23 protein-coding genes and 5 tRNA genes are annotated in these 23,866 nt (G+C 59.5%); 16 read left to right on the top strand and 12 right to left on the bottom strand.

What is annotated here, in order from left to right; all coding sequences use genetic code 11:
* Positions 1–57 precede the first annotated feature (57 nt).
* From FHT29_RS12185 to FHT29_RS12175, 3 genes are read left to right on the top strand one after another with little or no spacing between them, the layout of a single operon-like run.
* Positions 58–1,272: an amino acid ABC transporter permease gene (locus FHT29_RS12185; RefSeq protein ID WP_047557754.1), complete on the top strand. Its 1,215-nt coding sequence runs from the start codon at positions 58–60 to the stop codon at positions 1,270–1,272.
* Position 1,273: 1 nt separating this feature from the next.
* Complete coding sequence (locus FHT29_RS12180; RefSeq protein ID WP_037201866.1) at positions 1,274–2,428, top strand: amino acid ABC transporter permease; 1,155 nt, start codon at positions 1,274–1,276, stop codon at positions 2,426–2,428.
* Between the two features lie 18 nt (positions 2,429–2,446).
* Positions 2,447–3,220, top strand: a complete 774-nt coding sequence (locus tag FHT29_RS12175; protein WP_037201864.1) for an amino acid ABC transporter ATP-binding protein — start codon at positions 2,447–2,449, stop codon at positions 3,218–3,220.
* A gap of 94 nt (positions 3,221–3,314) precedes the next feature.
* Here the strand turns inward: FHT29_RS12175 and FHT29_RS12170 are convergent, their stop codons facing one another.
* Positions 3,315–3,776 (bottom strand): Lrp/AsnC family transcriptional regulator, encoded by a 462-nt coding sequence (locus FHT29_RS12170; RefSeq protein WP_047557758.1) that lies wholly within the window; start codon positions 3,774–3,776, stop codon positions 3,315–3,317.
* A 110-nt stretch (positions 3,777–3,886) separates the two neighbouring features.
* On the opposite strand from FHT29_RS12170, the gene FHT29_RS12165 reads away from it, so the two are divergent.
* Positions 3,887–4,495 carry a LysE family translocator gene (locus FHT29_RS12165; RefSeq protein WP_047557761.1) on the top strand — a complete coding sequence of 203 codons (609 nt, stop codon included), beginning with the start codon at positions 3,887–3,889 and terminating at the stop codon, positions 4,493–4,495.
* Between the two features lie 90 nt (positions 4,496–4,585).
* Positions 4,586–4,747 (top strand): hypothetical protein, encoded by a 162-nt coding sequence (locus FHT29_RS12160; RefSeq protein ID WP_168599707.1) that lies wholly within the window; start codon positions 4,586–4,588, stop codon positions 4,745–4,747.
* Between the two features lie 45 nt (positions 4,748–4,792).
* Here the strand turns inward: FHT29_RS12160 and FHT29_RS12155 are convergent.
* From FHT29_RS12155 to FHT29_RS12135, 5 genes are all read right to left on the bottom strand, one after another.
* A tRNA-Arg gene (locus tag FHT29_RS12155) sits at positions 4,793–4,869 on the bottom strand.
* Between the two features lie 91 nt (positions 4,870–4,960).
* The gene (locus FHT29_RS12150; protein WP_047557765.1) at positions 4,961–5,266 is read right to left on the bottom strand and encodes an ETC complex I subunit; all 306 of its coding nucleotides are present in this window, start codon (positions 5,264–5,266) and stop codon (positions 4,961–4,963) included.
* A 177-nt stretch (positions 5,267–5,443) separates the two neighbouring features.
* Positions 5,444–5,520 (bottom strand) — tRNA-Pro (locus FHT29_RS12145).
* A gap of 153 nt (positions 5,521–5,673) precedes the next feature.
* Positions 5,674–6,186, bottom strand: a complete 513-nt coding sequence (locus FHT29_RS12140; protein ID WP_047557768.1) for a DUF192 domain-containing protein — start codon at positions 6,184–6,186, stop codon at positions 5,674–5,676.
* Between the two features lies 1 nt (position 6,187).
* The gene (locus FHT29_RS12135; RefSeq protein WP_037201851.1) at positions 6,188–6,766 is read right to left on the bottom strand and encodes a cold-shock protein; all 579 of its coding nucleotides are present in this window, start codon (positions 6,764–6,766) and stop codon (positions 6,188–6,190) included.
* 196 nt (positions 6,767–6,962) lie between these two features.
* Between FHT29_RS12135 and FHT29_RS12130 the strand changes: the two genes are divergently transcribed.
* The 5 genes from FHT29_RS12130 (at position 6,963) to FHT29_RS12110 (ending at position 8,998) form a co-directional block, all read left to right on the top strand.
* Positions 6,963–7,403, top strand: coding sequence for a VOC family protein (locus tag FHT29_RS12130; RefSeq protein WP_047557771.1), 441 nt, complete (start codon positions 6,963–6,965; stop codon positions 7,401–7,403).
* Between the two features lie 264 nt (positions 7,404–7,667).
* Entirely contained in the window at positions 7,668–8,402 is a 735-nt protein-coding gene (locus tag FHT29_RS12125) for a hypothetical protein (protein ID WP_246703026.1), read from the top strand.
* Positions 8,403–8,570: 168 nt separating this feature from the next.
* A tRNA-Glu gene (locus FHT29_RS12120) sits at positions 8,571–8,645 on the top strand.
* An 84-nt stretch (positions 8,646–8,729) separates the two neighbouring features.
* Positions 8,730–8,804, top strand: a tRNA-Glu gene (locus FHT29_RS12115).
* A gap of 119 nt (positions 8,805–8,923) precedes the next feature.
* Positions 8,924–8,998: transfer RNA gene (locus FHT29_RS12110), tRNA-Glu, on the top strand.
* Positions 8,999–9,076: 78 nt separating this feature from the next.
* Here the strand turns inward: FHT29_RS12110 and recJ are convergent.
* From recJ to FHT29_RS12090, 4 genes are all read right to left on the bottom strand, one after another.
* Positions 9,077–10,879 carry a single-stranded-DNA-specific exonuclease RecJ gene (recJ, locus tag FHT29_RS12105; RefSeq protein WP_131512091.1) on the bottom strand — a complete coding sequence of 601 codons (1,803 nt, stop codon included), beginning with the start codon at positions 10,877–10,879 and terminating at the stop codon, positions 9,077–9,079.
* A gap of 56 nt (positions 10,880–10,935) precedes the next feature.
* Positions 10,936–12,255: a homoserine dehydrogenase gene (locus FHT29_RS12100; protein ID WP_047557780.1), complete on the bottom strand. Its 1,320-nt coding sequence runs from the start codon at positions 12,253–12,255 to the stop codon at positions 10,936–10,938.
* 64 nt (positions 12,256–12,319) lie between these two features.
* Positions 12,320–13,537, bottom strand: a complete 1,218-nt coding sequence (locus FHT29_RS12095) for an LL-diaminopimelate aminotransferase (protein ID WP_034505203.1) — start codon at positions 13,535–13,537, stop codon at positions 12,320–12,322.
* A gap of 223 nt (positions 13,538–13,760) precedes the next feature.
* On the bottom strand, positions 13,761–14,210 hold the full coding sequence (locus FHT29_RS12090) for a hypothetical protein (protein ID WP_037201838.1): 450 nt from the start codon (positions 14,208–14,210) through the stop codon (positions 13,761–13,763).
* A gap of 159 nt (positions 14,211–14,369) precedes the next feature.
* Between FHT29_RS12090 and phaC the strand changes: the two genes are divergently transcribed.
* From phaC to sthA, 6 genes are all read left to right on the top strand, one after another.
* The gene (gene phaC, locus FHT29_RS12085; protein ID WP_047557784.1) at positions 14,370–16,211 is read left to right on the top strand and encodes a class I poly(R)-hydroxyalkanoic acid synthase; all 1,842 of its coding nucleotides are present in this window, start codon (positions 14,370–14,372) and stop codon (positions 16,209–16,211) included.
* 14 nt (positions 16,212–16,225) lie between these two features.
* Positions 16,226–16,975, top strand: coding sequence for a DNA/RNA nuclease SfsA (sfsA, locus tag FHT29_RS12080; protein ID WP_047557787.1), 750 nt, complete (start codon positions 16,226–16,228; stop codon positions 16,973–16,975).
* 2 nt (positions 16,976–16,977) lie between these two features.
* Positions 16,978–17,814 carry a type I methionyl aminopeptidase gene (map, locus tag FHT29_RS12075; protein WP_034505209.1) on the top strand — a complete coding sequence of 279 codons (837 nt, stop codon included), beginning with the start codon at positions 16,978–16,980 and terminating at the stop codon, positions 17,812–17,814.
* Between the two features lie 3 nt (positions 17,815–17,817).
* Complete coding sequence (gene radC, locus FHT29_RS12070; RefSeq protein ID WP_047557790.1) at positions 17,818–18,657, top strand: DNA repair protein RadC; 840 nt, start codon at positions 17,818–17,820, stop codon at positions 18,655–18,657.
* Between the two features lie 279 nt (positions 18,658–18,936).
* A complete protein-coding gene (locus FHT29_RS12065) occupies positions 18,937–19,515 on the top strand; it encodes a tyrosine-protein phosphatase (RefSeq protein WP_244655137.1) in 579 nt (192 codons plus the stop codon).
* 109 nt (positions 19,516–19,624) lie between these two features.
* Positions 19,625–21,028 carry a Si-specific NAD(P)(+) transhydrogenase gene (gene sthA, locus FHT29_RS12060; protein ID WP_037201823.1) on the top strand — a complete coding sequence of 468 codons (1,404 nt, stop codon included), beginning with the start codon at positions 19,625–19,627 and terminating at the stop codon, positions 21,026–21,028.
* 37 nt (positions 21,029–21,065) lie between these two features.
* Here sthA and FHT29_RS12055 read toward each other — a convergent pair whose 3' ends face one another.
* The gene (locus tag FHT29_RS12055) at positions 21,066–21,728 is read right to left on the bottom strand and encodes an HAD family hydrolase (protein ID WP_348644864.1); all 663 of its coding nucleotides are present in this window, start codon (positions 21,726–21,728) and stop codon (positions 21,066–21,068) included.
* A 419-nt stretch (positions 21,729–22,147) separates the two neighbouring features.
* Positions 22,148–23,638, bottom strand: a complete 1,491-nt coding sequence (gene tig, locus FHT29_RS12050; RefSeq protein WP_168599706.1) for a trigger factor — start codon at positions 23,636–23,638, stop codon at positions 22,148–22,150.
* Positions 23,639–23,866: the final 228 nt, after the last annotated feature.

The following is a 23,866-nucleotide window of genomic DNA, read 5'->3' as shown; positions in this document are numbered from 1 at the left end:
GCCTTTCTCCCCTCAAGAAAACAAGCCTGAAACAGGCACATTGGGGAAAATTTCTGCATGGCAATTACTACAAATTCGCCTGAGGGCGAGCGTTCATTTGTATCTGTGGTCTTATCTGTGATCATACCTGTTATAAACAACCCGAAAGTCAGGGGGGTGTTTTATCAGGCCGTCACCATTATCATTCTTGTGGCTCTCGTTTGGTTCCTGATCCACAATACGGCTGACAATCTACGCGCATTGAACCGTTCCTTCGGCTTCAGCTTCCTGGAAGGCCGCTCCGGCTTCAATCTCGGACAGGCGCTGATTCCATATTCCAGCGATTCCACCAATACCCAAGCGCTCATCGTCGGCCTGCTCAATACACTTCTCATTTCAGTGGTCGGCATCGTCTGCGCAACGATCGTCGGCTTCATCATCGGCATTGGCAGGCTTTCAAACAATTGGCTGATCGCCAAGCTTTCCCAGACCTACGTCGAAATCTTCCGCAACATTCCGCCATTGCTCGTTATCTTCTTCTGGTACAGCGGCGTTCTGGTGCTGCTGCCGCAAGCGCGAGATGCCGTGCATCTGCCGTTCTCCACCTATCTCAGCAACCGTGGCCTTGCCTTCCCCAGCCCGATTTTCGGCGCTGGTATGTGGGCCGTCGGCCTTGCCTTCGTTGTCGCTATCGTGGCGGTAGTTTTCCTGGCGCGCTGGGCACACAAGCGCCAGGCGGCGACAGGCCAGCAATTCCATACGATCTGGGTGTCGATCGGCGTGCTGATAGGCCTGCCGCTGTTGACCTTCCTTGCGGTGGGCCTGCCGCTCTCCTTCGATTATCCGGTCGCCGGCAAATTCAACCTGACGGGCGGATCCGTCGTGGGACCGGAGTTCATTGCACTTCTCCTGGCATTGTCTCTTTACACCGCGACCTACATTGCCGAAATCGTGCGCGCCGGCATTCGCGGCGTAGCGAAAGGCCAGTCGGAAGCGGCAGGTGCGCTCGGCCTTCGCGCGTCGGCGATCACCAGGCTCGTGGTCATTCCGCAGGCAATGCGCATCATCATTCCACCGTTGACGAGCCAATATCTCAACCTGATCAAAAACTCTTCGCTCGCCATCGCCATCGGCTATGCCGATCTCGTCGCAGTCGGCGGCGTGATCCTCAATCAGTCCGGCCGCGCGGTCGAAGTCGTGATCATATGGATGATCATCTATCTCGCCTTGAGCATCGCAACGTCGCTGTTCATGAACTGGTTCAATGCCAAGATGGCTCTGGTGGAGAGATAGGATGTCAAACCCAAATCAAAGCTTGGTCAGCAAGACCCTCCTTCTGGCGCAACCAGCACCGGCTGGCGAGAAAGGTGCGTGGCATTGGATCAGGAAGAACCTCCTGGCGACACCAAAGGACGTTGTTCTGACCGTGATCGCTATTGCCTTCCTTGCATGGGTGATCCCGCATCTGGTCAATTGGTTGTTCGTGCAGGCAGTCTGGAGCGGAACCGACCGCACTTTCTGCGCCACGACCGTTCAGGGCGGAACCCAGCCGGACGGTTGGAATGCCGCTTGCTGGGCTTTCATCCGCGCGAAATTCGTCATCTTCATGTTCGGCCTCTATCCGCCGGATGAACGCTGGCGGCCTGTGCTCGTTATGATTCTGACGATCATCGCCTTCGTGCCGCTCATGATGCCATCGCTTCCCAGGAAGGGATTGAACGCGATTCTCGCGTTCTTCGTGCTGCCGATCGTTTCGTTCTTTCTGCTCCATGGCGGCTTAGGCCTAGAGGTCGTGGAAACGGAAAGATGGGGCGGCCTGCTGGTGACGTTGGTGATTTCCTTCGTCGGGATCGCGGTCTCGTTTCCATTCGGCATCGTGCTTGCACTCGGGCGCCGCTCGAAAATGCCTGTCGTCCGTATGCTGTGCGTGATCTTTATCGAGGTCATCCGTGGCGTGCCATTGATCACGGTGCTGTTCATGGCCAGCTACATGCTGCCACTGTTCATGCCACAGGGCTGGACCGTCGATAAGCTGCTGCGCGCTATCGTCGGCGTCGCGATCTTCACCTCGGCCTATATGGCCGAAGTCATTCGCGGCGGCCTGCAGGCCGTGCCGAAAGGCCAGTTCGAAGGCGCAGACTCGCTCGGCCTCGGCTATTGGCAGAAGATGCGGCTGATCGTTCTGCCGCAGGCCATCAAGCTGGTCCTCCCGGGCGTCGTCAACACCTACATCGGCATGTTCAAGGACACGTCGCTGGTAGCGATCATTGGCATGTTCGATCTGCTCGGCATCGTCCGCCAGAATTTCTCCGACGCGAACTGGGCGAGCCCCGTGACACCGATAACGGGGCTGGTCTTCGCCGGCTTCATATTCTGGCTTTTCTGCTTCGGCATGTCGCGCTATTCAGGCTTCATGGAACGCCATCTCGACACCGGCCACAAACGATAAGAACTGAGGGAAGATAATATGGCTGACGCCCAACCGAAAAAACTGACCATTTCCGAGACGGAAGTCGCGGTTGAAATGATCAACATGAACAAGTGGTACGGCGATTTCCACGTGCTGCGCGACATCAACCTCAAGGTCATGCGCGGCGAGCGCATCGTCATCGCCGGTCCGTCCGGCTCCGGCAAATCGACGATGATTCGCTGCATCAACCGCCTCGAAGAGCACCAGAAGGGCAGCATCGTTGTCGACGGCGTGGAACTCACCAACGATCTGAAGAAGATCGATGAAGTCCGCCGCGAAGTCGGCATGGTGTTCCAGCACTTCAATCTCTTCCCGCACCTGACGATCCTGGAGAACTGCACGCTGGCGCCGATCTGGGTGCGCAAGATGCCGAAGAAGCAGGCGGAAGAAATAGCCATGCACTTTCTCACCCGCGTCAAGATCCCGGAGCAGGCGAAGAAATATCCCGGCCAGCTTTCGGGCGGCCAGCAGCAGCGCGTGGCGATTGCCCGTTCGCTCTGCATGAACCCGAAGATCATGCTGTTCGACGAGCCGACCTCGGCGCTCGATCCGGAAATGATCAAGGAAGTGCTCGACACCATGGTGGGTCTTGCCGAGGAAGGCATGACCATGCTGTGTGTCACCCATGAAATGGGCTTTGCCCGCCAGGTCGCCAACCGCGTCATCTTCATGGACCAGGGCCAGATCGTCGAGCAGAACTCGCCGAAGGAATTCTTCGACAATCCGCAGCATGAGCGCACCAAGCTCTTCCTCAGCCAGATCCTGCACTGAGTTCGCGCAAATTATAGGACAATAAGGAACCCGCCGGCTGCGATGCAGCCGGCGGGTTTTTCGTCGATACTCCGCACCAGCGGAGCCAAAGCGGTCAGCGCAAGGGCAAGGCGTAGGTCTGCTTGACGATCTGGCTCGGCACATCGGTCTTGACGTTCTGGATGCCGTTGACCTTCGTCAGATGCGTGGACTGGAACTGTCTGTAGTCGTCGAGATCGGATACGGCGACGCGCAACAGCGCATCGCTTTCGCCAAGCATTATGTAGCACTCCATCACCTCAGGCAGCTTCTTCATTGCCGCTATGAAGCGATCGATCGTTTCTGCATCCTGGGCCGTCAGCCAGACGCGGGCAAACATGGATAGCGGCAGCCCGACTTTGGCCGGATTGAGGACGGCCACATAGCGGTCGATTATGCCGGCTTCCTCGAGAAGCTTCACGCGCCGCAGGCAGGGCGATGGAGACAAACCCACCTCCCTCGCCAGTTCCACATTCTGAATTCGCCCGTCGCGCTGTAGAGCGCGCAAAATACGCTTATCGATCTCGTCCAGCCGCATTGGCATCCTCTATCAACAAGAGCGCAATCATGGATTCCAATACCAATTAATCAGTCAGAATTGACATCTTCGCAAGCCGATTGCCTCGCCAGGCCTTTAGGCTGCCATTCATGGAAAACATCGAGCTTCTTCTCTTCGCGGGCACTGTCCTGCCCCTCATCTGCACACCGGGGCCGGACATGCTGTTCGTGGCATCGCAGGCCATGTCCGGCGGCGCCGTGGCCGGACTGCGCTCGACGGCCGGCATCTGCATCGGCTATGTCGTCCATTCGACGCTTGCAGCCCTCGGCATGGCCGCCATCATCGCCACCTCACCCGCCCTGTTCATGCTCCTGCGTTGGCTGGGTATCGCATATCTGCTTTACCTTGCGTCTCGACTGATCGTATCCTCGCTCAAAGCCGGGAAGGCCGCGCAGCCGTCGGCTTCGGCGACGAACCCGTTTCGGCGCGGCCTCCTGACAGCTATTCTCAATCCCAAGGGCATGATGATCTATTTCGCCATCCTGCCGCAGTTCATAAGGCACGATGGGAGCATCGCCCTGCAGGCGAGCCTCCTATCCGCAATCTTCATCGGGCTGTGCGGGGTCTTCTATGCGCTCCTCAGCTTCGCCATTGCGGCCGTTGGCTCCCAGGGAAGCTTCACCGATCGCGGTCGAAGATGGAGCGAAGGCATCGCCGGCGGCCTTCTGCTGATCGCCGCCGGGCGACTGGCGACGTGAACAAGCCGAGTAGCGCTTCACGCAGAACGCGATATACTGCCTACCACCGCGAAACACGCGGCATTCACGAGGCGTCAGGGGAAGCGGGCCGTGAAGAAAAGCGACAAAATCGTCGGTGGGCTCGCGCTATTGAGCGCGGCCATCGTCGTCATCAAACTGGCCGGGGTAATGACCGGCTACGACCTCTTCCAGATGGCGGTCGACGCCACGAGGCCGAACGATGCCGGCGGGTGGCTGGCGGCGACGAAATGAGGGTAGCGCAGCGTGAAAGGCGTCCTGAAAAAAATCGGAAAGGATTGGCGACCCCTGCAGGATTCGAACCTGCGACCACCTGCTTAGAAGGCAGGTGCTCTATCCAGCTGAGCTAAGGGGCCTTAAGCCGAGCCGCAAGTTGTTCGCGGCCGCCAACACATGCCTGAAACCGCCGTCAAACTCAATGGGCAGCGGTTTCAATAAGCGCCTGTTTCAGTGTGTCCAGGGCTGGATGCGCGAGTAACGGAAATTATCGGAATAGGAAACCGTCTGGCGCGTGGGATCCTTGGGGGCGATGACGCGGTATTCTATGCCTTCGCGCTGGGCATAGGCCTCGGCCAGTTCCTGCGTATCGAAGGTCAGCTTGAGCTGCTGGCGCGTGTCGGCCGAAGACGTGTAACCCATGATCGGATCGATCTTGCGCGGGATCTCCTGATCGAATTCAAGAACCCAAATATTGGTCTTGGCCTTGCCGGACTGCATGGCGGTCTTTGCGGGACGATAAATCTTGGCAGGCATTGCTGCAGCGCCTCCGAATAAAGCGGGAGCAACCCGCTTCTTTGCTTCTCTTGCCTTGGCTCGATCCTTGAAGATCGAGCGAACACGACCTTTGCTTAGCCGCGAATCCCTTTGTTTTCAAGCGAAAAGGCGGCCGGTACCAGCGCGAATTCATCGATATAGATGGGGATTTTAAAGTGGTCGGAGTGGAGAGATTCGAACTCCCGACCCTCTGGTCCCAAACCAGATGCGCTACCAGACTGCGCTACACTCCGTACCTCAAGCATGATCCCTTGGAATATTGCGTTTCCGCAGGGATCACGTTGCACCGCCTGACACCCGTCCAGCGGAACGAGTGCGGAGATACACGGTTCGTCTGCACGCTGCAACAGCTAAAATCGTGCCGGGCAGTTCTTCCTGGTGAAAACCTATTTGTTCAGTTTTGCCGAAATGGTGGCGCTCGTCGCCTTGTCGCCGACGGCAAGGCCGAGCTTTTTGACAATTCCACCATTCAGCTCGATGACGTAGGCAACCGGCCCATTGGAATCGATGATCGCCTCGGAATAAGGCACGGCGTCCTCCTGAATGTGGGTAACGACGCCGGTCTTGTCCAGGAAAAGCATGTCCAGCGCCAGCTTGGTGTTCTTCATCCACATCATGACGGGCCGCGACGTGCCGAAATCGAACAGCATGCCGTGATCGGCGGGCATCCTGTCACGATACATGAGTCCGAATTCCAGCTGCGGCGGCGTCAGGGCCAGTTCCACGGTGAGCTTATGCGTCTTGCCACCAGCCGATGTGATCGTCAGCGGCTCCGAATCGAATGCCATCGACTGCTGGCTTGTCGTCTGCGCTGCGGAGGAGGAAGGAGCGGCAGCTCCAACGAGAAAAAGCGCCACGACGGCGCTTTTCAAAACTCTGAGAAACAAATCTCCGGTCATATTAGTGCGGCCGCGTTGCCGGGCTCGGTGCGTCCGGGTGAATTTCCGCCGCCATCAGACCCTTCTCGCCTGGTCCGAAGCGGACAAGCACCACCTGCCCCGGCCGCAGCTCCGCCAGGCCGAACCGACGCAGTGTCTCCATGTGCACGAAGATATCCTCGGTGCCCTCGCCGCGCGTCAGGAAGCCGAAGCCCTTAGTGCGATTGAACCACTTGACCAAGGCGCGTTCCAGGCCACTAGTCGCCGTTACCTGCACATGCGTGCGCACCGGCGGCATCTGCGAGGGATGCACGGCAGTCGATTGATCCATGGAGAGGATTTTGAAGGCCTGATAGCCCCTCTCCCTCCGCTGGATCAGCGCGACGATGCGTGTTCCTTCGAGAATCGTCTGATAACCGTCCCGCCGCAGGCACGTCACGTGCAGCAGCACATCCTGCATGCCATTGTCAGGCACTATAAAACCGAACCCCTTGGCGACATCGAACCATTTGACGACGCCCGAGATCTCGATGAGCTCGACGGCATCGCCCGACATCTCCTCGAAGTCGTCAACTCCCTTCGATGAAATTCTGTCACCCATCCTAGCCAGCCCTCGATTACGCGTCACACTGTTACGGTTAACTGATTCCCTGATATCAAGATTAACATCTTGGTAACGGAAAAGCGCAAGTCCTAGTTTTCTTTATTCCCACCCTTAGATTATCCCGCAAAGACTTGCGCGAAGCTGGTGTCGCGATCCAAGATCGGCCCAGCCCAACATTAAGAGAGGAAATAGAATGCGTTATCTCCACACAATGGTCCGCGTGACCGATCTGGACGCCTCGTTGCATTTTTATAGCACCCTGTTCGGCCTCACCGAAACCCGCCGTTATGAGAACGAGAAGGGGCGCTACACACTCGTATTCCTTGCAGCCGGCGAGGATGCCGAATCATCCCGGAGCAACGGCGCCCCCAGCCTGGAACTGACCTACAACTGGGATCCGGAGGAATATACCGGAGGACGCAACTTCGGCCACCTTGCCTATGAGGTCGACGATATCTACGCGACCTGCCAAAAGCTCATGGACAATGGCATCACGATCAACCGACCGCCGCGTGACGGTCACATGGCGTTCGTGCGTTCTCCGGACGGCATATCCATCGAGATCCTGCAGAAGGGCGCCAATCTTCCCCCGTCCGAGCCCTGGACTTCGTTGCCCAACACCGGCTCCTGGTAAGGCGCAAGCTTTCGCGAGGCTTACGGCACGCGCGGAGCCATCCGTTTCGCGCTTGCCGCCCATGCCCATCCTCGGCATGCTTGGACGACTCGAAGCATCATGCATCGGATATCGCGCCGTCATCGTTCCCAGTCGGCGCACGCGATATCATCGTCCCTCGCAGGAGGCCGTTCCGATGCAAACCTTTTTTGCGGGGAACATCCTTTGTGCGATCAACAGATTTTATACGGCAGGAAGAAGCTAGCAAGCACTATTGCGGTCGTCATGTCATTTGTGATGATCGCCGGCTGCGCGACCACCGGAACGAAGCCGAAAGAGACATCGGAGGCTGCTCCGCAGCAGACAACAGCCGAACAGCTCGCGGCCAGCTTGAACAACAAGGCTGAAGCGCGACGGCAGAAGGGCGATGTCGCCTATCGCGACCCGCTGGTCCACAGCGTCAGCGGCACGCGGCAGCAGGTGATCGCCGAACAGAACCAAGCCCTCTACCCCGCCGCACCAACGGCCGCGCCTTCGGATGCGTCCGCAAGCATTGCCGGCCTGGTCACGCAACCGACCGCCGTCAATGCGAACAGGAGCAGCATCTATTCGAGCCCACCGCCGATCGCCGTCAATCCGGACGGGACCTTGGCAACCACCCAGCCTGGCGCGGGCGGCCAAGGAATCACGCCGATGATGCGCAGCGTCTACAGTATGCCGCCGAGCGCTGTGCAGGACGTTGCGCCGCAATCCGGCAATCCCGGCTTGTCCCCCGACCGGACCTCGGAGGCCATTCTGCCGCCGCCCGTCATCCGCAATGCCGCCGCATCCACTTCCACGAACCCCACGAAGCCGACGGCCGATGCGACGCCTTCGAAAATCATGCCCTTGCCCGGCTCCAACGTTCGCAAGCTGGACAGCAAGGAAGCAGCGATGCTGGCGAACTTCATTGCATCGAAGAACCAGGGTAAGGACGGCAAACTGCTGGTGCAGCCAATACAAAACGGAAGCGGCCAGTAAAGGCGGACGTTTCCAGGCACCTCGGCCCCCTCCGATAACATCCTGTTAAGTCTCGCTTATTCGAGCACGGCGGCGGTTTCACTCATCTGTCATTTTTTCCACAAAAAAGCAAAATTGCCGCTTGCGGGAATGAAATCACCCCGCTATAAGCGCGCCACACAACAGCACGCGCCCTTCGTCTATCGGTTAGGACGACAGATTTTCATTCTGTAAAGAGGGGTTCGACTCCCCTAGGGCGTGCCACTGTTGTTCTCCCGGCCATCTATGAGTTAATCAAGCTTCCGCTTGCGGTCGCAATACGCTATTCCTATGTAGTTCACACAGCCTGCGCCCTTCGTCTATCGGTTAGGACGACAGATTCTCATTCTGTAAAGAGGGGTTCGACTCCCCTAGGGCGTACCAGATCGCGATGTCCCGACGTTTTCCACAAATGCATCGAAAAATCTGCGTCTAGTCGTGGATTTTTCTCGATTTTCCGCTTGCGGGAACAAAAGGTGCTGACTATAAGGGCGCCACAGCACGCGCCCTTCGTCTATCGGTTAGGACGACAGATTTTCATTCTGTAAAGAGGGGTTCGACTCCCCTAGGGCGTGCCACTGTCTTTCCCCTGAAATCTTTGAATTTATGCCGTTATTTTCGCTGGCGTTCCCCGCCCATGCGATCTCGTCCATTGATCAGGGTGCCTTAGCCGCGTCCGTGACGCGAAGCTGCACGCGTCGGCTTCCCTGCCAATGATCGGCGCCGAGCGTGCCGGCAACGTGGATCTGCGCACCGCGGGAAGACAATAGCAATTCACCCAGAGGCGTCTCTGCCGCGCGAAAGGCTATGCCCTCCACCCGGCCGCCATCCTGCGCTTCCAGCGTTACCTTGATATGCGATTGGCCGACAAGGCGCGAATCCCGCAACCGGTGGCTCGGCAGGGCAAAGACGGGCTGCGGATGGCCTGAGCCGTAAGGACCGGCGGTTTCGAGCCTGTCTATCAGTTCCACGGTCGCACCGCTTGCGCCGAGCGCACCGTCGATCTTCAGCGTCTCGTTGGCCACCAGCCCGGCAACCTGCTTTTCCGCCTTCTCGGTGAAGAAGGCGCGCAGTTTTCCCAGATTGCTGCGCTCCACCGTCAAGCCGGCCGCCATCGCGTGCCCGCCGCCCTTGACCAACAGGCCGGCATCGACGGCGGCGCGGACCATGCGACCCATGTCGAAGCCGTTGATCGAGCGGCCGGAGCCGGTGCCCTTGCCCGACGAATCGAAGGCAATCGCGAAAGCCGGCCGGCGAAACTTGTCCTTCAGGCGCGACGCGATCAAGCCGACGATGCCGGGGTGCCAATTCTCCCGTGCGGTGATGATGACGGAAGCGCCGTCGCCATTGCCATACTCTGCCAGCGCTTCGCCCTCCGCCTCCTGCAGCATGGCGGCCTCCATGGCCTGCCTTTCGCGGTTGAGTTCGTCAAGCTTGGCGGCGATCGTCTCGGCTTCGGCAGTATCATCGAGCGTCAGCAAGCGCGCGCCGAGTGCCGCATCGCCGATGCGGCCGCCGGCATTGATGCGCGGGCCGATCAGGAAGCCGAAATGATAGGGCGTCACCGGGCCGCCGAGCCCTGCCTTGCGAAACAGAGCGGCAAGCCCGGGATTGCCTTGATGACGGGCAGCAATCAGGCCCTTGACGACGTAGGCGCGGTTGAGGCCCTTCAGCGGCACCACATCGCAGACGGTCGCCAGCGCGACGATATCCAGCCATGCGAGCAGATCCACCGAGCGTGCCCGGGAATCGCCCGCTTCACGCAGCTGACGCAGGGCAGCAACCAGAACCAGGAAGACGACGCCGGCAGCGCAGAGATGCCCCTGCCCGGACAGATCATCCTCGCGGTTCGGATTGACCAGCGCATGGCATGGCGGCAATTCATGCGCGACCTGGTGGTGATCGATAACGACGACGTCGATATTGCGCGCGCTTGCCGCCTCCAGCGCTTCGAAACTGGTGGAGCCGCAATCGACTGTTGCGATCAGAGTTGCACCATTGTCGATGAGCTGGTTGATGGCATTGGGATTGGGGCCGTAGCCTTCGAAGATGCGATCGGGGATGTAGATGCTGGCCGAAACGCCGAAATGGGTCAGGAAGCGATAGAGCAGCGCTGACGAGGCGGCACCGTCGACATCATAGTCACCGAAGATCGCGACGGTCTCGCCCGCCTTAATCGCGCGCAGGAGGCGCTGAGCCGCCTTCTCGCAATCGGTCAGCAGATAAGGATCCGGCATCAGGCTGCGGATCGTCGGGTCGAGGAAGGCCATGGCCTCGTCGATACCGACGCCACGGCCAGCAAGCACGCGGGCGATCAGCTCAGGCAGGCCGTGCACCTGCGCGATGGCCAGCGCCCTGTTCTGACCGGCCTGGTCGAGCCGGGAAACCCAGCGATTGCCGGAAGCAGAGCGCTCCACGCCCAGAAAGGCCCGTTGAACTGGATCGACCGGTTGCTCCACCATCTCTCCCAAAATTTGCAGGCAACAGCGCTCCTTTGAAGCGCGGTGCTGGTAGCCTATTCCTTCGGCCGTTCGATACGGATGACCTGCGGTTCGCCGACGAGGTAGCCTTCGGTCTTGATGGCCGCAACCGCCTTGCGCACCGAATCCTCTGTTGTCGCATGGGTGACGAGGATGATCGTTTGGTGTGCCGAGGGCGACAGGTGCTGCGTCGACCGCTGCACGATCGATTCGAGCGAAATATGGTTCTCCGCCATGCGGGTCGCGACGCTTGCAAAGACGCCGGTGCGGTCGAGAACCGTCAGGCGGATGAAATAGCCGCCTTCGTGGCTCCGCATCTGCGCCTTGCGATAGGGCTCGAGCGCCTTGGCCGGATGACCGAGCACCGGCACGCGCTGTTCGCCCGGCCGGCTCTTGGCGATATCGGCGATGTCGCCCAGTACGGAGGAGGCCGTGGCGTTGCCGCCGGCGCCGGGGCCGACCATCAGCAATTCACCCAGAATATCGGATTCGATCGCGACGGCATTGGTGACGCCATCGACTTGGGCGATGACCGAATCGAGCGGCACCATGGTCGGATGCACGCGCTGTTCGATACCGCTGTCAGTGCGCTGGGCAACGCCGAGCAGCTTGATGCGATAGCCGAGATCAGCGGCGGCGCGGATGTCCTCGATGGAGACGTTGGTAATCCCCTCAAGATAGATGTCATCGGCCGCGATGCGGTTGCCGAAAGCAAGCGTCGTCAGGATGGCGAGCTTGTGGGCGGTGTCGTTGCCCTCGATGTCGAAGGCCGGATCGGCCTCGGCATAGCCGAGACGCTGGGCTTCCTTGAGGCAATCGGCAAAGGACAGGCCCTCCTTCTCCATCCGGGTCAGAATGTAGTTGCAGGTGCCGTTCATGATGCCGTAGACGCGCGAGATCGTATTGCCCGTCAGGGATTCGCGCAGGGCCTTGATGACCGGAATACCACCGGCGACGGCCGCTTCGAAGTTGAGCAGGACGCCCTTCTCCTCCGCGATCTCAGCGAGTTCGACGCCGTGATAGGCAAGCAGCGCCTTGTTGGCGGTAACGACGTGCACTCCGCGAGCAAGAGCAGCCCGCACGGCCGCATTGGCGGCGCCCTCGGAACCACCGATCAGCTCGACGAATACATCGATATCGGCCTTCTGAGCCAGATCGACCGGACCGCCGAACCATTCGACATCAGTCAGGTCGATGCCGCGATCCTTCGTGCGATCGCGCGCAGTGACGGCAACTATCTTGACGGGACGGCCGCAGGTGACGGCAAGCTCGTTGGCGCGGCTCTGGATGATGCGGACGAGCGAGGCACCAACGGTACCCAAGCCCGCAATGCCGATTTTGAGGGCATCTGCCATGGAAAATTCCTGATCAGTATCTTGGGACGGCAGCCGCGGGAACGGCTGTCGTGTAGTAACATTACTAACGATGGGCGTTCAGCGAAATCACATTGTGCATCGTCTCATCCGCCGTGGAGAGGAATCGCTTCAGATTGCGCGCTGCCTGGCGGATGCGATGCTCGTTTTCGACGAGAGCGATGCGGACATAATCGTCGCCCTGCTCGCCGAAGCCGATGCCCGGCGCAACCGCGATGTCGGCCTTCTCGACCAGAAGCTTGGAAAACTCCAGCGAGCCAAGATGACGAAACTTCTCCGGGATCTTCGCCCAAGCGAACATGGTCGCTTCCGGCGGCGGTATCTCGAAGCCCGCCTTGCCGAAGCTGTCGACCAGAACGTCACGACGACGCTTGTAGATGCTGCGCACTTCGGCGATGTCGGAACCGTCGCCGTTGAGCGCATGCGTCGCCGCGACCTGGATCGGCGTGAAAGCGCCGTAGTCGAGATAGGACTTCACGCGCGTCAATGCTGCGATCAGCCGCTCGTTGCCGACGGCGAAACCCATGCGCCAGCCGGGCATGGAGAAGGTCTTCGACATCGAGGTGAACTCGACCGTCACGTCCATCGCGCCGGGAACTTCGAGCACCGACGGCGGCGGCGCGTCGTTGAAGTAGATTTCCGAATAGGCGAGGTCCGACAGCACGATGATGTCGTGCTTCTTGGCGAAGGCGATGACTTCCTTGTAGAAATCCAGCGTCGCCACATAGGCCGTCGGGTTCGACGGATAGTTGAGAATCAGGGCCAGCGGCTTCGGGATCGAATGACGCACGGCCCGCTCCAGCGGCGGAAAGAAGCTGTCGTCCGGCTCGACCGACATCGAGCGGATGACGCCGCCGGCCATCAGGAAGCCGAAGGCATGGATCGGATAGGTCGGGTTCGGGCACAGGATAACGTCACCCGGCGCCGTGATCGCCTGCGCCATGTTGGCGAAGCCCTCCTTGGAGCCGAGGGTGGCGACCACCTGCGTATCCGGATTGAGCTTGACGCCGAAGCGACGGGCATAATAGGCGGCCTGCGCCCGGCGCAGGCCAGGAATGCCCTTGGAGGAGGAATAGCGATGCGTGCGCGGGTCCTGCACCACTTCGCACAGCTTGTCGACGATCGCCTTCGGGGTCGGAAGGTCCGGATTGCCCATGCCGAGATCGATAATGTCCGCCCCGCCCGCTCGCGCGCTCGCCTTCAAACGGTTGACCTGTTCGAAAACGTAGGGCGGCAAACGCCGGACTTTATGAAACTCTTCCATTTCTTTCCCCATGGGACAGCGGCCCTTGCAACCGCAATGAAGTTCGTCGATCTCTCGGTGAGCCGCGATACGAACTCCGGAATCGCGGCACCGCAACTATGCTGACACGAAGGATAAGGTGAATCTTGGGCGGCTGCGCGCAGAAAGCACACTTAGCCGATAAAGACACATCCAAATTCGGCCCATCCGAACGCTTTGCGTCCAAATCGCCTGAAACGCAAGGCTAATTCTGCGTCTGGCTCGGCTGATCGCCCTGCTGCTTGATTTCCTGCAGCGTATCCTGGCCATGTTCAGCGGCGAGCTTGCGCATCTCGGCCACGCGCTTCTGATATTCGGCTTCCGATATCGTGCCTGCCTTGCGCTGCGATCCGAGCGCGGTCAGCTGCTTGACCAAATCACCCGCCTGCTGATCGTTGATCTGCACATTTGCAGCTGTCGGCGGCGCGTTGAAGGACGGATAGCCGTCCTTGTAGTGCTGCTGCGTGCTGCCTTCATCGACCGGGCTGCCGTTGGCGGATTTGACGATGACCGCCTGTGGCGGCTGCTTGCGCTTGGCGAAGGCCGCTTTTTCCTCAGGGGTCGAGCAGCCTGCGAGGGTCAATGCGAAAATGCCGCACATCGCGCCGCAGAGTACGGAATACCGGTTCAGTCTTGCCACCATGCCGCCGCCCATAATTGTCTTCCTGCCCAATTCCTTGCCTTGGGTTGCGACTGTTAAATTTGTCGCAGCAGCAAAGCAAGAGCAGGCTTGCGTTTCATTCGACTTGTATTCCTTTTCCCGCAAGATGTACAAATGGAAAACAGAACACAGCTGCCGCCGGGAGGATGATGCGTGACCGACAGCAAGCGGGATAACAGTGAAGGAAACAACGGCTTTCCGGGCTTCGACCCGAAGTCGGTCGAGCCTTACATTGTCAGGGATCCCGAGGCGATGGCCGTCAACTTCGCCCGCGCGCTGGAAAATCTCGGCAAGGCTGCATCCGCCTGGCTTGCGCCGCGCGAGCGCGGCGAGAAGGTCGACACCGTCGCCGATCCGATGACCGACATGGTCAAGACGCTTTCCAAGGTCGGCGAATATTGGCTTTCCGATCCGCGCCGTACGCTGGAGGCGCAGACCCATCTGCTGACGGGCTATTTCGGCCTGTGGACGCAAACCCTGCAACGCCTCAGCGGCGATTCGCCCGCCGCACCAGAGCCGGTCAAGGACAAGCGCTTCGCCGACGAAGACTGGCAGAAGAACCCCTTCTTCGACTTTCTGAAGCAGACCTATCTTCTGACGGCCGGCTGGGCCGAGAAGCTGGTCGGCGAGGCCGAAGGATTGGACGAGCACACCCGCCACAAGGCGACGTTCTATACGAAGCAGATCACGGCAGCCTTTTCGCCGAGCAATTTCATCGCGACCAATCCGCAGCTCTATCGCGAAACGGTCGCCTCCAACGGCGAGAACCTGGTGCGCGGCATGAAGATGCTGGCCGAGGATATCAACCTCGGCCACGGTGAGCTGCGGCTGCGGCAGACGGATATGACGAAGTTCGCCGTTGGCCGGGACATGGCGCTGACGCCCGGCAAGGTGATCGCGCAAAGCGACGTCTGCCAGGTCATCCAATACGAGCCGGCAACGGAAAAAGTGCTGAAGCGGCCTTTGCTGATCTGCCCGCCCTGGATCAACAAATTCTACATTCTCGATCTCAACCCGCAGAAATCCTTCATAAAATGGTGTGTGGAACAGGGGCACACCGTCTTCGTCATCTCCTGGGTGAACCCCGATCAGCGCCATGCGGCAAAGGACTGGACCTCCTATGCGCGAGAGGGTATCGATTTTGCGCTTGATACGATCGAGAAGGCGACAGGCGAACAGGAAGTCAATGCCGTCGGCTATTGCGTCGGCGGCACGCTGCTGGCCGCGACGCTTGCCCTCCATGCCAAGGAAAAGAACAAACGCATCCGCACCGCGACCTTCCTGACGACGCAGGTCGATTTCACCTTTGCCGGCGATCTCAAGGTTTTCGTGGACGAGGAGCAGATCGCGTCGCTCGAACAGCAGATGAGTGCGGTCGGCTATCTGGAAGGCTCGAAGATGGCCGCCGCCTTCAACATGCTTCGCGCCTCCGAGCTCATCTGGCCCTATTTCATCAACAGCTACCTGAAGGGCCAGGAACCCATGCCCTTCGATCTTCTGTTCTGGAATGCCGATTCCACGCGAATGGCGGCAGCCAACCATTCGTTCTATCTGCGCAATTGCTATCTCAACAATACACTGAGCCAGGGCAAGATGGTGCTCGACGGCAAGACATTGTCGCTGAAGGATGTCCGCATCCCGGTCTACAATCTGGCGACGCGCGAAGATCATATCGCCCCTGCCAAGTCCGTCTTCGTCGGCAGCCAGTGCTTTGGCGGGCCGGTGGAATTCGTCCTGACAGGGTCCGGCCACATTGCCGGCGTCGTCAACCCACCGGATAAGCACAAATACCAGTTCTGGACCGGCGGCGCGGTGAAGGGCGATTACGAGCAGTGGCTGAAAGAAGCGAATGAGACGCCGGGTTCCTGGTGGACGCACTGGCATGCATGGATCCTATCCCAGGACCATCGTATGGCAGCCGCCCGCCAACCCGGCGGCAAAGCTCTCAACGCACTTGAGGAGGCGCCGGGCAGCTTCGTCATGGAACGTGCCTAGGCGATCAATCACTCATGCTCTTCAATCCGCCTCTCGTCCCTGCCCGGCTGATCGCACGCTACAAACGCTTCCTTTTCGATGCCGAGCTGGAAGACGGCACGTTCATCACCGGCTCCTGCCCGAATACCGGCTCGATGCTGGGGCTGACGACACCCGATTCGCGCATCTGGCTCTCGGAGCATGAAGGCGCAAAGCGCAAATATCGCCATGTCTTCGAGCTGATCGAAGCCGATGGCACGACGGTCGGCGTCAATACCACTATGCCCAACCGCATCGCGGCGGAGGCGATCGCCCTCGGTCAGATCGCCGATCTCGGCGATTACACGACGGTCAGGCGCGAGCAGAATTACGGCCGCAATTCCCGCATCGACCTGCTCTTGACCGATCCCTTGAGGACAACCACCTATGTCGAGGTGAAGAACGTCCATTTCATGCGGCAGCCAGGCCTTGCGGAGTTTCCCGATACGGCAACGGCGCGCGGCGCCAAGCATCTGGAAGAGTTGGGTGACATGGCGCAAGCTGGCTACCGCGCGGTCATGCTGTTCGTGATCCAGCGGCTTGATTGCCATCGATTCCGGATTTGCGGCGATCTCGACCCCGTCTATCTCAAGGCTTTCGAGCGGGCGTTGGGACGCGGCGTCGAAGTATACGCTCTGAAATGCAGGGTTTCGGCGACGGAAATAACGCCTGCCGGGTTGATCCCGATAGACGAACCCGGCATAGCTGCATTAGATACCAGTATAAAGATTTCTGCTGAAGGCTAACCATGGTGAATTACATCGAAGCGGCAACGGCGCCGGCGAAAAATACAGGCGCGATTCGCCTCTATGGGCAGGATGCCTTTGCTGGAATGCGCAAGGCATGCCAGTTGACCGCACGTTGCCTCGATGAGCTGGCGGCGATCGTCGAGCCCGGCGTGCCGACCGATGTCATCGACCGTTTCGTGTTCGAATTCGGCATGGATCACGGCGCCTTTCCGGCGACGCTGAACTATCGCGGCTACATGAAATCCTCCTGCACGTCGATCAACCATGTCGTCTGCCACGGCATTCCCAATGACAAGCCGCTGCGCGAAGGCGATATCGTCAATATCGACGTGACCTACGTGCTGGGCGGCTGGCATGGCGATTCCAGCCGCATGTATCCCGTCGGTGAAATCAAGCGCTCGGCGGAGCGGCTTCTGGAAGTCACCTACGAATCCCTGATGCGCGGCATCGCCGCCGTGCGCCCCGGCTCCCGGACAGGCGCCATCGGCGAAGCGATCCAGACCTATGCCGAGGCAGAACGCTGCTCCGTCGTGCGCGACTTCTGCGGCCACGGCGTCGGCAGCCTCTTCCATGACTCGCCCAATATTCTGCATTATGGCCGCGCCAGCGATGGACCGGAATTGCGCGAGGGCATGATCTTCACCATCGAGCCGATGATCAATCTCGGCAAGCCGCATGTGAAAGTGCTTGGCGACGGCTGGACGGCGGTCACCCGCGACCGCTCGCTGTCGGCGCAATACGAGCATACCGTCGGGGTTACGGCGACAGGCTGCGAGATATTCACCCTGTCTCCCGGTGGTCTCGACCGCCCGGGCCTGCCGCCGCTGCAGGGGTAATTCATGGCGAAACGTCCCGCCTCCTCCACCGGACATGGCGACATGCCCCTCGACGGCGGCGGAACAGCGGATGCTTTGGAAGAAGCGCCTGTTTTCGACGAGCGATTGTTCTTCCCGACGCAAGCCGCCAAATCAGCACCAACTGCGGCCAAATCAGCCCCAACTAACGCCGAAGCCGATTATCACGGCCACCGCGAGCGGCTGCGAAACCGCTATCGCGACGGTGGCGATGCGGCGCTGGCCGACTATGAAATACTCGAACTGCTGCTCTTCCGGCTGATCCCGCGGCGCGACACCAAACCGATCGCCAAGGCCCTGCTTACCCGTTTCGGGACACTCGGCGGCGTCTTCGGCGCGCCGGTTAGCCTGCTGAAAGAGGTCAAGGGCGTCGGCGACGCTGTGGCTCTCGAGCTGAAGCTCGTCGCAAGCGTTGCGCAGCGCATGCTGAAAAGCGAGCTGACGGGCAAGCCGGTGCTTTCCTCCTGGAAATCGCTGATCGATTATTGTCATACCGCCATGGCGCACGAGGCGCGGGAACAGTTCCGCCTGCTGTTTCTCGACAAGCGCAATGCCTTGATCGCGGACGAAGTGCAGGGCCTCGGCACGGTCGATCACACGCCGGTCTATCCGCGCGAAGTCGTCAAGCGTGCGCTGGAACTTTCCGCCACGGCGGTGATTCTCGTGCACAACCATCCGTCAGGAGATCCGACGCCTTCCCGCGCCGATATCGACATGACCAAGACGATCATCGACACGGCCAAGCCTCTTGGCATCACTGTTCACGATCATGTTATCATCGGCAAGAACGGTCATGTCAGCTTCAGAGCATTGCGCTTGATTTAAAACTGTCGCACACGCGATGAAGTATTAGTTTAGATAAAGATCATATCACTTTAATTTCAAATATATATTTTAACCGTTCCTCATTGCGGATCTCTCCACAACCGCTCCGTTGCGTCTTTGCAACCGTGATTTCCGCTTTCAGTTCTGCATCAGGATGATCTGGCAGAAGAATCGCCGCATCCAAATCGGCGAATCTGCCGTCGGAAGCCGTTGTTTTGATTTGGCCGATCCGCTTGAGCGTTCGGCCTGTCCGGAGATCATATGCAGGAGATGCCGTCGATGCTTACCCAACGCCTTCTCCGTGTCGGTCGCGGCGCGCTCGTCGCTTTGGGTGCTTTCGGAGCAGTCGCAGGCGGTTTCTATGCCCATATGCTTTGGACGACGAATTTCCATCCGGTCATCGCAGGCGAACTCTATCGCTCCTCCCAGCCGTCGGCCGCAACGATCGCGGAGCTCCAGAAGCAATTCGGCATCAAGACCATCATCAACCTGCGCGGCAACAACGGCGGTCATCATTGGTACGACCAGGAAGTCGCCGAGGCAACGCAGCTCCATATCAATCATATCGATTTCCGCATGTCCTCAAACCGGGAACTGACGCAGGCGCAAGCCGCGCAGCTCGTCGAGATCATGCGCGACGCGCCGAAACCGCTTCTCATTCACTGTCAGGCCGGGGCAGACCGCACCGGGCTTGCGGCGGCACTTTACCTCGCCGCCATTGCCAAGACCAACGAGGCAACAGCGGCGGGCCAGATGTCGATCATATACGGGCATTTGCCGCTGTCCTTCACGCGCGCCTATGCCATGGACCGGACGTTCCAAAAGCTGGAACCCTGGCTTGGCCTCGCATCCTCCTGAGGACCGGCGTTTCCTGTTAGATAATCTGTAACATTGAGCCGCTACCGGTTGACGGACAGCATGTTGCGTTGCGACATTGATTCCCGATCCAATCATCCGAGGCTTCCCAATGGACCAATTCGATCTCCTAGTCGTGGGTAGCGGCCCTGCCGGCCGCAGAGGCGCCATTCAGGCCGCCAAACTCGGCAAGAAGGTGCTGGTGATCGAACAGGGCAAACGCGTCGGCGGCGTTTCGGTCCATACCGGCACCATCCCCTCCAAGACATTGCGCGAGACCGCGCTCAATCTCTCTGGCTGGCGCGAACGCGGCTTCTATGGGCGCGCCTATCGCGTCAAGCAGGAAATCAGCGCGGAGGACCTGCGCCGCCGCCTGCTGATCACCCTCGATCATGAGGTCGAGGTGCTGGAACATCAGTTTGCGCGCAATCGCGTGCAGCACATTCGCGGCAAGGCGAGTTTCGTCGATCCGCAGACCATGCAGGTCGTCAAGGATGACGGCGAGGTCGTCACCGTCTCCGCAGCCAGCATCCTGCTGGCGGTCGGCACCAAGCCGTTTCGTCCCGATTACATGCCCTTCGACAACAAGACGGTTCTCGATAGCGACGAGCTGCTGGAGATCGCGGAGCTGCCGCGGTCGATGGTCGTCATCGGCGCAGGCGTCATCGGCATCGAATACGCGACCATCTTCAGCGCGCTCGATACGCAGGTGACGCTGATCGATCCGAAGTCCACCATGCTCGACTTCATCGACAAGGAGATCGTCGAGGATTTCATCTACCAGCTTCGGGATCGCAACATGAAGCTGCTCCTCGGCCAGAAGGCGGAAAAGGTCATCCGGCAGAATGGCAAGGTGGAACTGACGCTCGACAATGGCCGCCGCCTCATGACTGACATGGTGCTGTTCGCCGCCGGTCGCATGGGGGCGACAGACACGCTCAATCTTCCTGCAGCAGGGCTCGAAGCCGACGCCCGCGGCCGCCTGAGCGTCAATCCGGAAACCTTTGCCACCAAGGTTCCGCATATCTTTGCCGCCGGCGACGTCGTCGGCTTCCCAAGCCTTGCCTCCACCTCCATGGAACAAGGCCGCATCGCCGCCCGCGTCGCCGTCGGCGCGATCGCCAAAGAGCCGCCGAAGTATTTCCCCTACGGCATCTATGCCGTGCCTGAGATCTCCACCTGCGGCCTCACGGAGGAAGAGGTCAAGGAGCGGCACATTCCCTACGAATGCGGCATCGCACGCTTCCGCGAGACCTCGCGCGGCCACATCATGGGCCTCGACACCGGCCTGCTGAAGATGATCTTTTCGTTGAAGACACGCCGGCTGCTCGGCGTCCATATCGTCGGCGAAGGCGCAACCGAACTCGTCCATATCGGCCAGGCGGTGCTGAACCTGAAAGGCACGGTGGAATATTTCGTCGAAAATACCTTCAATTATCCGACGCTTGCCGAAGCCTACAAGATCGCCGGCCTCGACGCCTGGAACCGTATGGGTGATATCAAGTCGGAGCTTTGAGCGGCTATAGGCTGGGGTCAGGTGCAGACGCCAGAGTTCACGCAAGAGCTTCGATAAGAGGTAGGACTTCGACGAGAGTTTCGACGCTGTATTTCGGCGATGGCAATGTGTCCGGCCACGAACACCCGGCACTGTAAAATATGCCTGTCATTCCGGATGCTTCCGCACCCAGGACATCTGCCTCCGGGTTATCACCGACGAAGATGCAGCGCGCCGGAGTTGCGCCCAGCCGTTCAGCGGCGAGTTGAAAAATTCGTGGATCTGGCTTCCGCAGCCCGACATCCTCCGAAATGACAACAAGATCGACGGCATCTTTGAGTCCGGTGATCTCAATTTTTGCCGATTGAACCCCGGTGTGGCCGTTGCTGATGATGGCTGTCTTTAAACCACGCGCCCGTAGCGCACTGAGCATTTCGAGGGCACCAATTGATAGCCTTGCAAAATGCGGATATCGCGTTTGAAAATCGGAAAGCAAACGATCTCCACAACGACTGCCCACACCGAGCATCGCCGCCAATCTCGGGTAGAGTTTTTGTTTGTCGACGAGACCTTCTTTCTCCAACGCAAAGAACGTTGCCTCGAAAGTCTGAAACGTTACGCCCTGCAGTTGATCCCTGAACCGCTTGAATTGATCCGGCAGGAACGCCTCTAGCGCCGCACGCCGGTCGATGAGGGTTTCATCGAGGTCAAACATCACCACTTCAATCAAGTCAGGTATCCTTCGTCATCTCATCGCGCCGCTTTTCTAGACAATGTGCGTGACGCCGCTAAGAAATATCCAGCGCAATCGATAGAGACCCGGTGCCGCGGGGTGATGCCTAGAATCGCATGGGCGATATCAAATCGGAGATTTGAGTGGGTTGTGATAGTTCACCGCCGCCCTCGTGGTTCGGGGCTTCGGCCTTACAGCCTGCGCACCTCACCATGAGGGCTAACCTTCAGCCCAAGACTGCCACGTTGAGCTGACTTTATGTCGCGACGCGCTCTCCATCCCCACTCTGAGGTGTGGAAGCCGAAGGCTGGAGCCTCGAAGGGCGAGGATGGCCCCCACGCCCCTTAGTAACAAAAAAGCCCCGCCGCGAACGGCAGGGCTCAATTTCAGTCCAGAAGAAAATCCGATTATTCGGCGCTGTCTTCAGCAGCCTTCTTCTTCGGAGCTGCCTTCTTCCTCGGAGCAGCAGCTTCTTCGCCTTCGGCGGCAGCTTCGGTCGCTTCAGCTTTGGCGGCAGCCTTCTTCTTCGGAGCGGCCTTCTTGGCAGCCGGCTTGTCTTCGGCTTCGTCGTCGGCCAGCAGCGCTTCCTTGGAGACGGTCTTGTCCGTTACGTCGACTTCGGTCAGCAGGTGATCGATGACCTTCTCTTCGAAGATCGGCGCGCGCAGGTTGGCGGAGGCGCCGGGCGTGTTGCGGAAGAATTCCAGGATTTCCTTTTCCTGGCCCGGGAACTGCTGGAGCTGCGAGTAAAGTGCACGCTGCAGCTCGTCTTCGCTGACTTCAACGCCGGCCTTCTCGCCGATTTCGGAGAGAACGAGGCCGAGACGGACGCGACGCTCGGCGAGCTTGCGATATTCTTCGCGAGCCTTCTCCTCGGTCGTGTCTTCGTCTTCGAAGGTCTTGCCCGATTCAGCGAGGTCGGTCTGGATCTGGCGCCAGATGCTGGCGAATTCGGCTTCGACCAGCTTCTGCGGGGTGTCGAACTGATACATTTCGTCGAGCTGGTCGAGGATCTGACGCTTGACCTTCTGACGGGTAACCGAGCCGTACTGGCTTTCGATCTGGCCGCGGACGATTTCCTTCAGACGATCGGCCGATTCGAGGCCGAGCTTGGAGGCGAGTTCGTCGTTGATTTCGATTTCGCCGGCAGCGGCCACTTCCTTGACGTTGATGTCGAAGGTTGCTTCCTTGCCCGCGAGGTTCTTGGCCGGGTAGTCAGCCGGGAAGGTCACGGTGATGGTCTTCTCGTCGCCAGCCTTGACGCCGACGAGCTGCTCTTCGAAGCCCGGGATGAAGCGGTTGGAACCGAGGACGAGCTGTGCGTCTTCGTCCTTGCCGCCATCGAAGGCTACGCCGTCGACCTTGCCGAGGTAATCGATAGTGACGCGGTCGCCATTGGCGGCCTTGCCCTTCTTGGCTTCGTAGCTGCGAGCGCTTTCGGCGATCTTGAGGATCTGCTCGGTGACTTCGTCTTCGCCGATCTCAGCAACTTCGCGCGTGATCTTGATGCCCTTGACGGACTTCAGTTCGATTGCCGGGATGACTTCGTAGGACAGCGTGAATTCGAAATCGGCCTCGGCAGCGAGGATCTTCTCGGCTTCGTCCTTGTCCTCGGTCATGGCGACTTCCGGCTGGGTTGCCGACTTTTCGCCGCGCTCGGTCAGGATCGCCGGCGGCTGGTCGCGAACGATCTCGTTGACGAGATCGGCCATGATCGACTTGCCGTAGACCTTCTTCAGATGCGCGACCGGCACCTTGCCCGGACGGAAGCCGTTGATACGGACCTTGTCCTTGACCTCGGCCAGGCGTTCGTTCATGCGAACTTCCATGTCCTTGGCGGGGATGACCACCTTGATTTCGCGCTTCAGCCCTTCAGCGAGCGTTTCGATAACCTGCATTGTCCTACCTTCATTCATGGCGGCCGTGCCCAGACAGCCGTTCGTTTCAGTGAGCACGACGCCGGAAAATCCCGAGCGTGGCTTGGATGCAATTCCCTATCACTTTGCCAAGAGCGCCGCGCCTTCGAATGAACGCGCAAAAGGCAGCCCTATCCCGTTACGAGCCAAAGCACCTTATCCACTCCCTATCCGAAAGCGGGATGCTCTGGGCAAAATGGCGCGTCCTGC

Origin of the sequence: Rhizobium sp. SG741, assembly GCF_012275435.1 — a bacterium.
Taxonomy (GTDB): Bacteria; Pseudomonadota; Alphaproteobacteria; order Rhizobiales; family Rhizobiaceae; genus Rhizobium; species Rhizobium lusitanum.
This window is presented reverse-complemented; position numbering and strand designations above follow the sequence as displayed.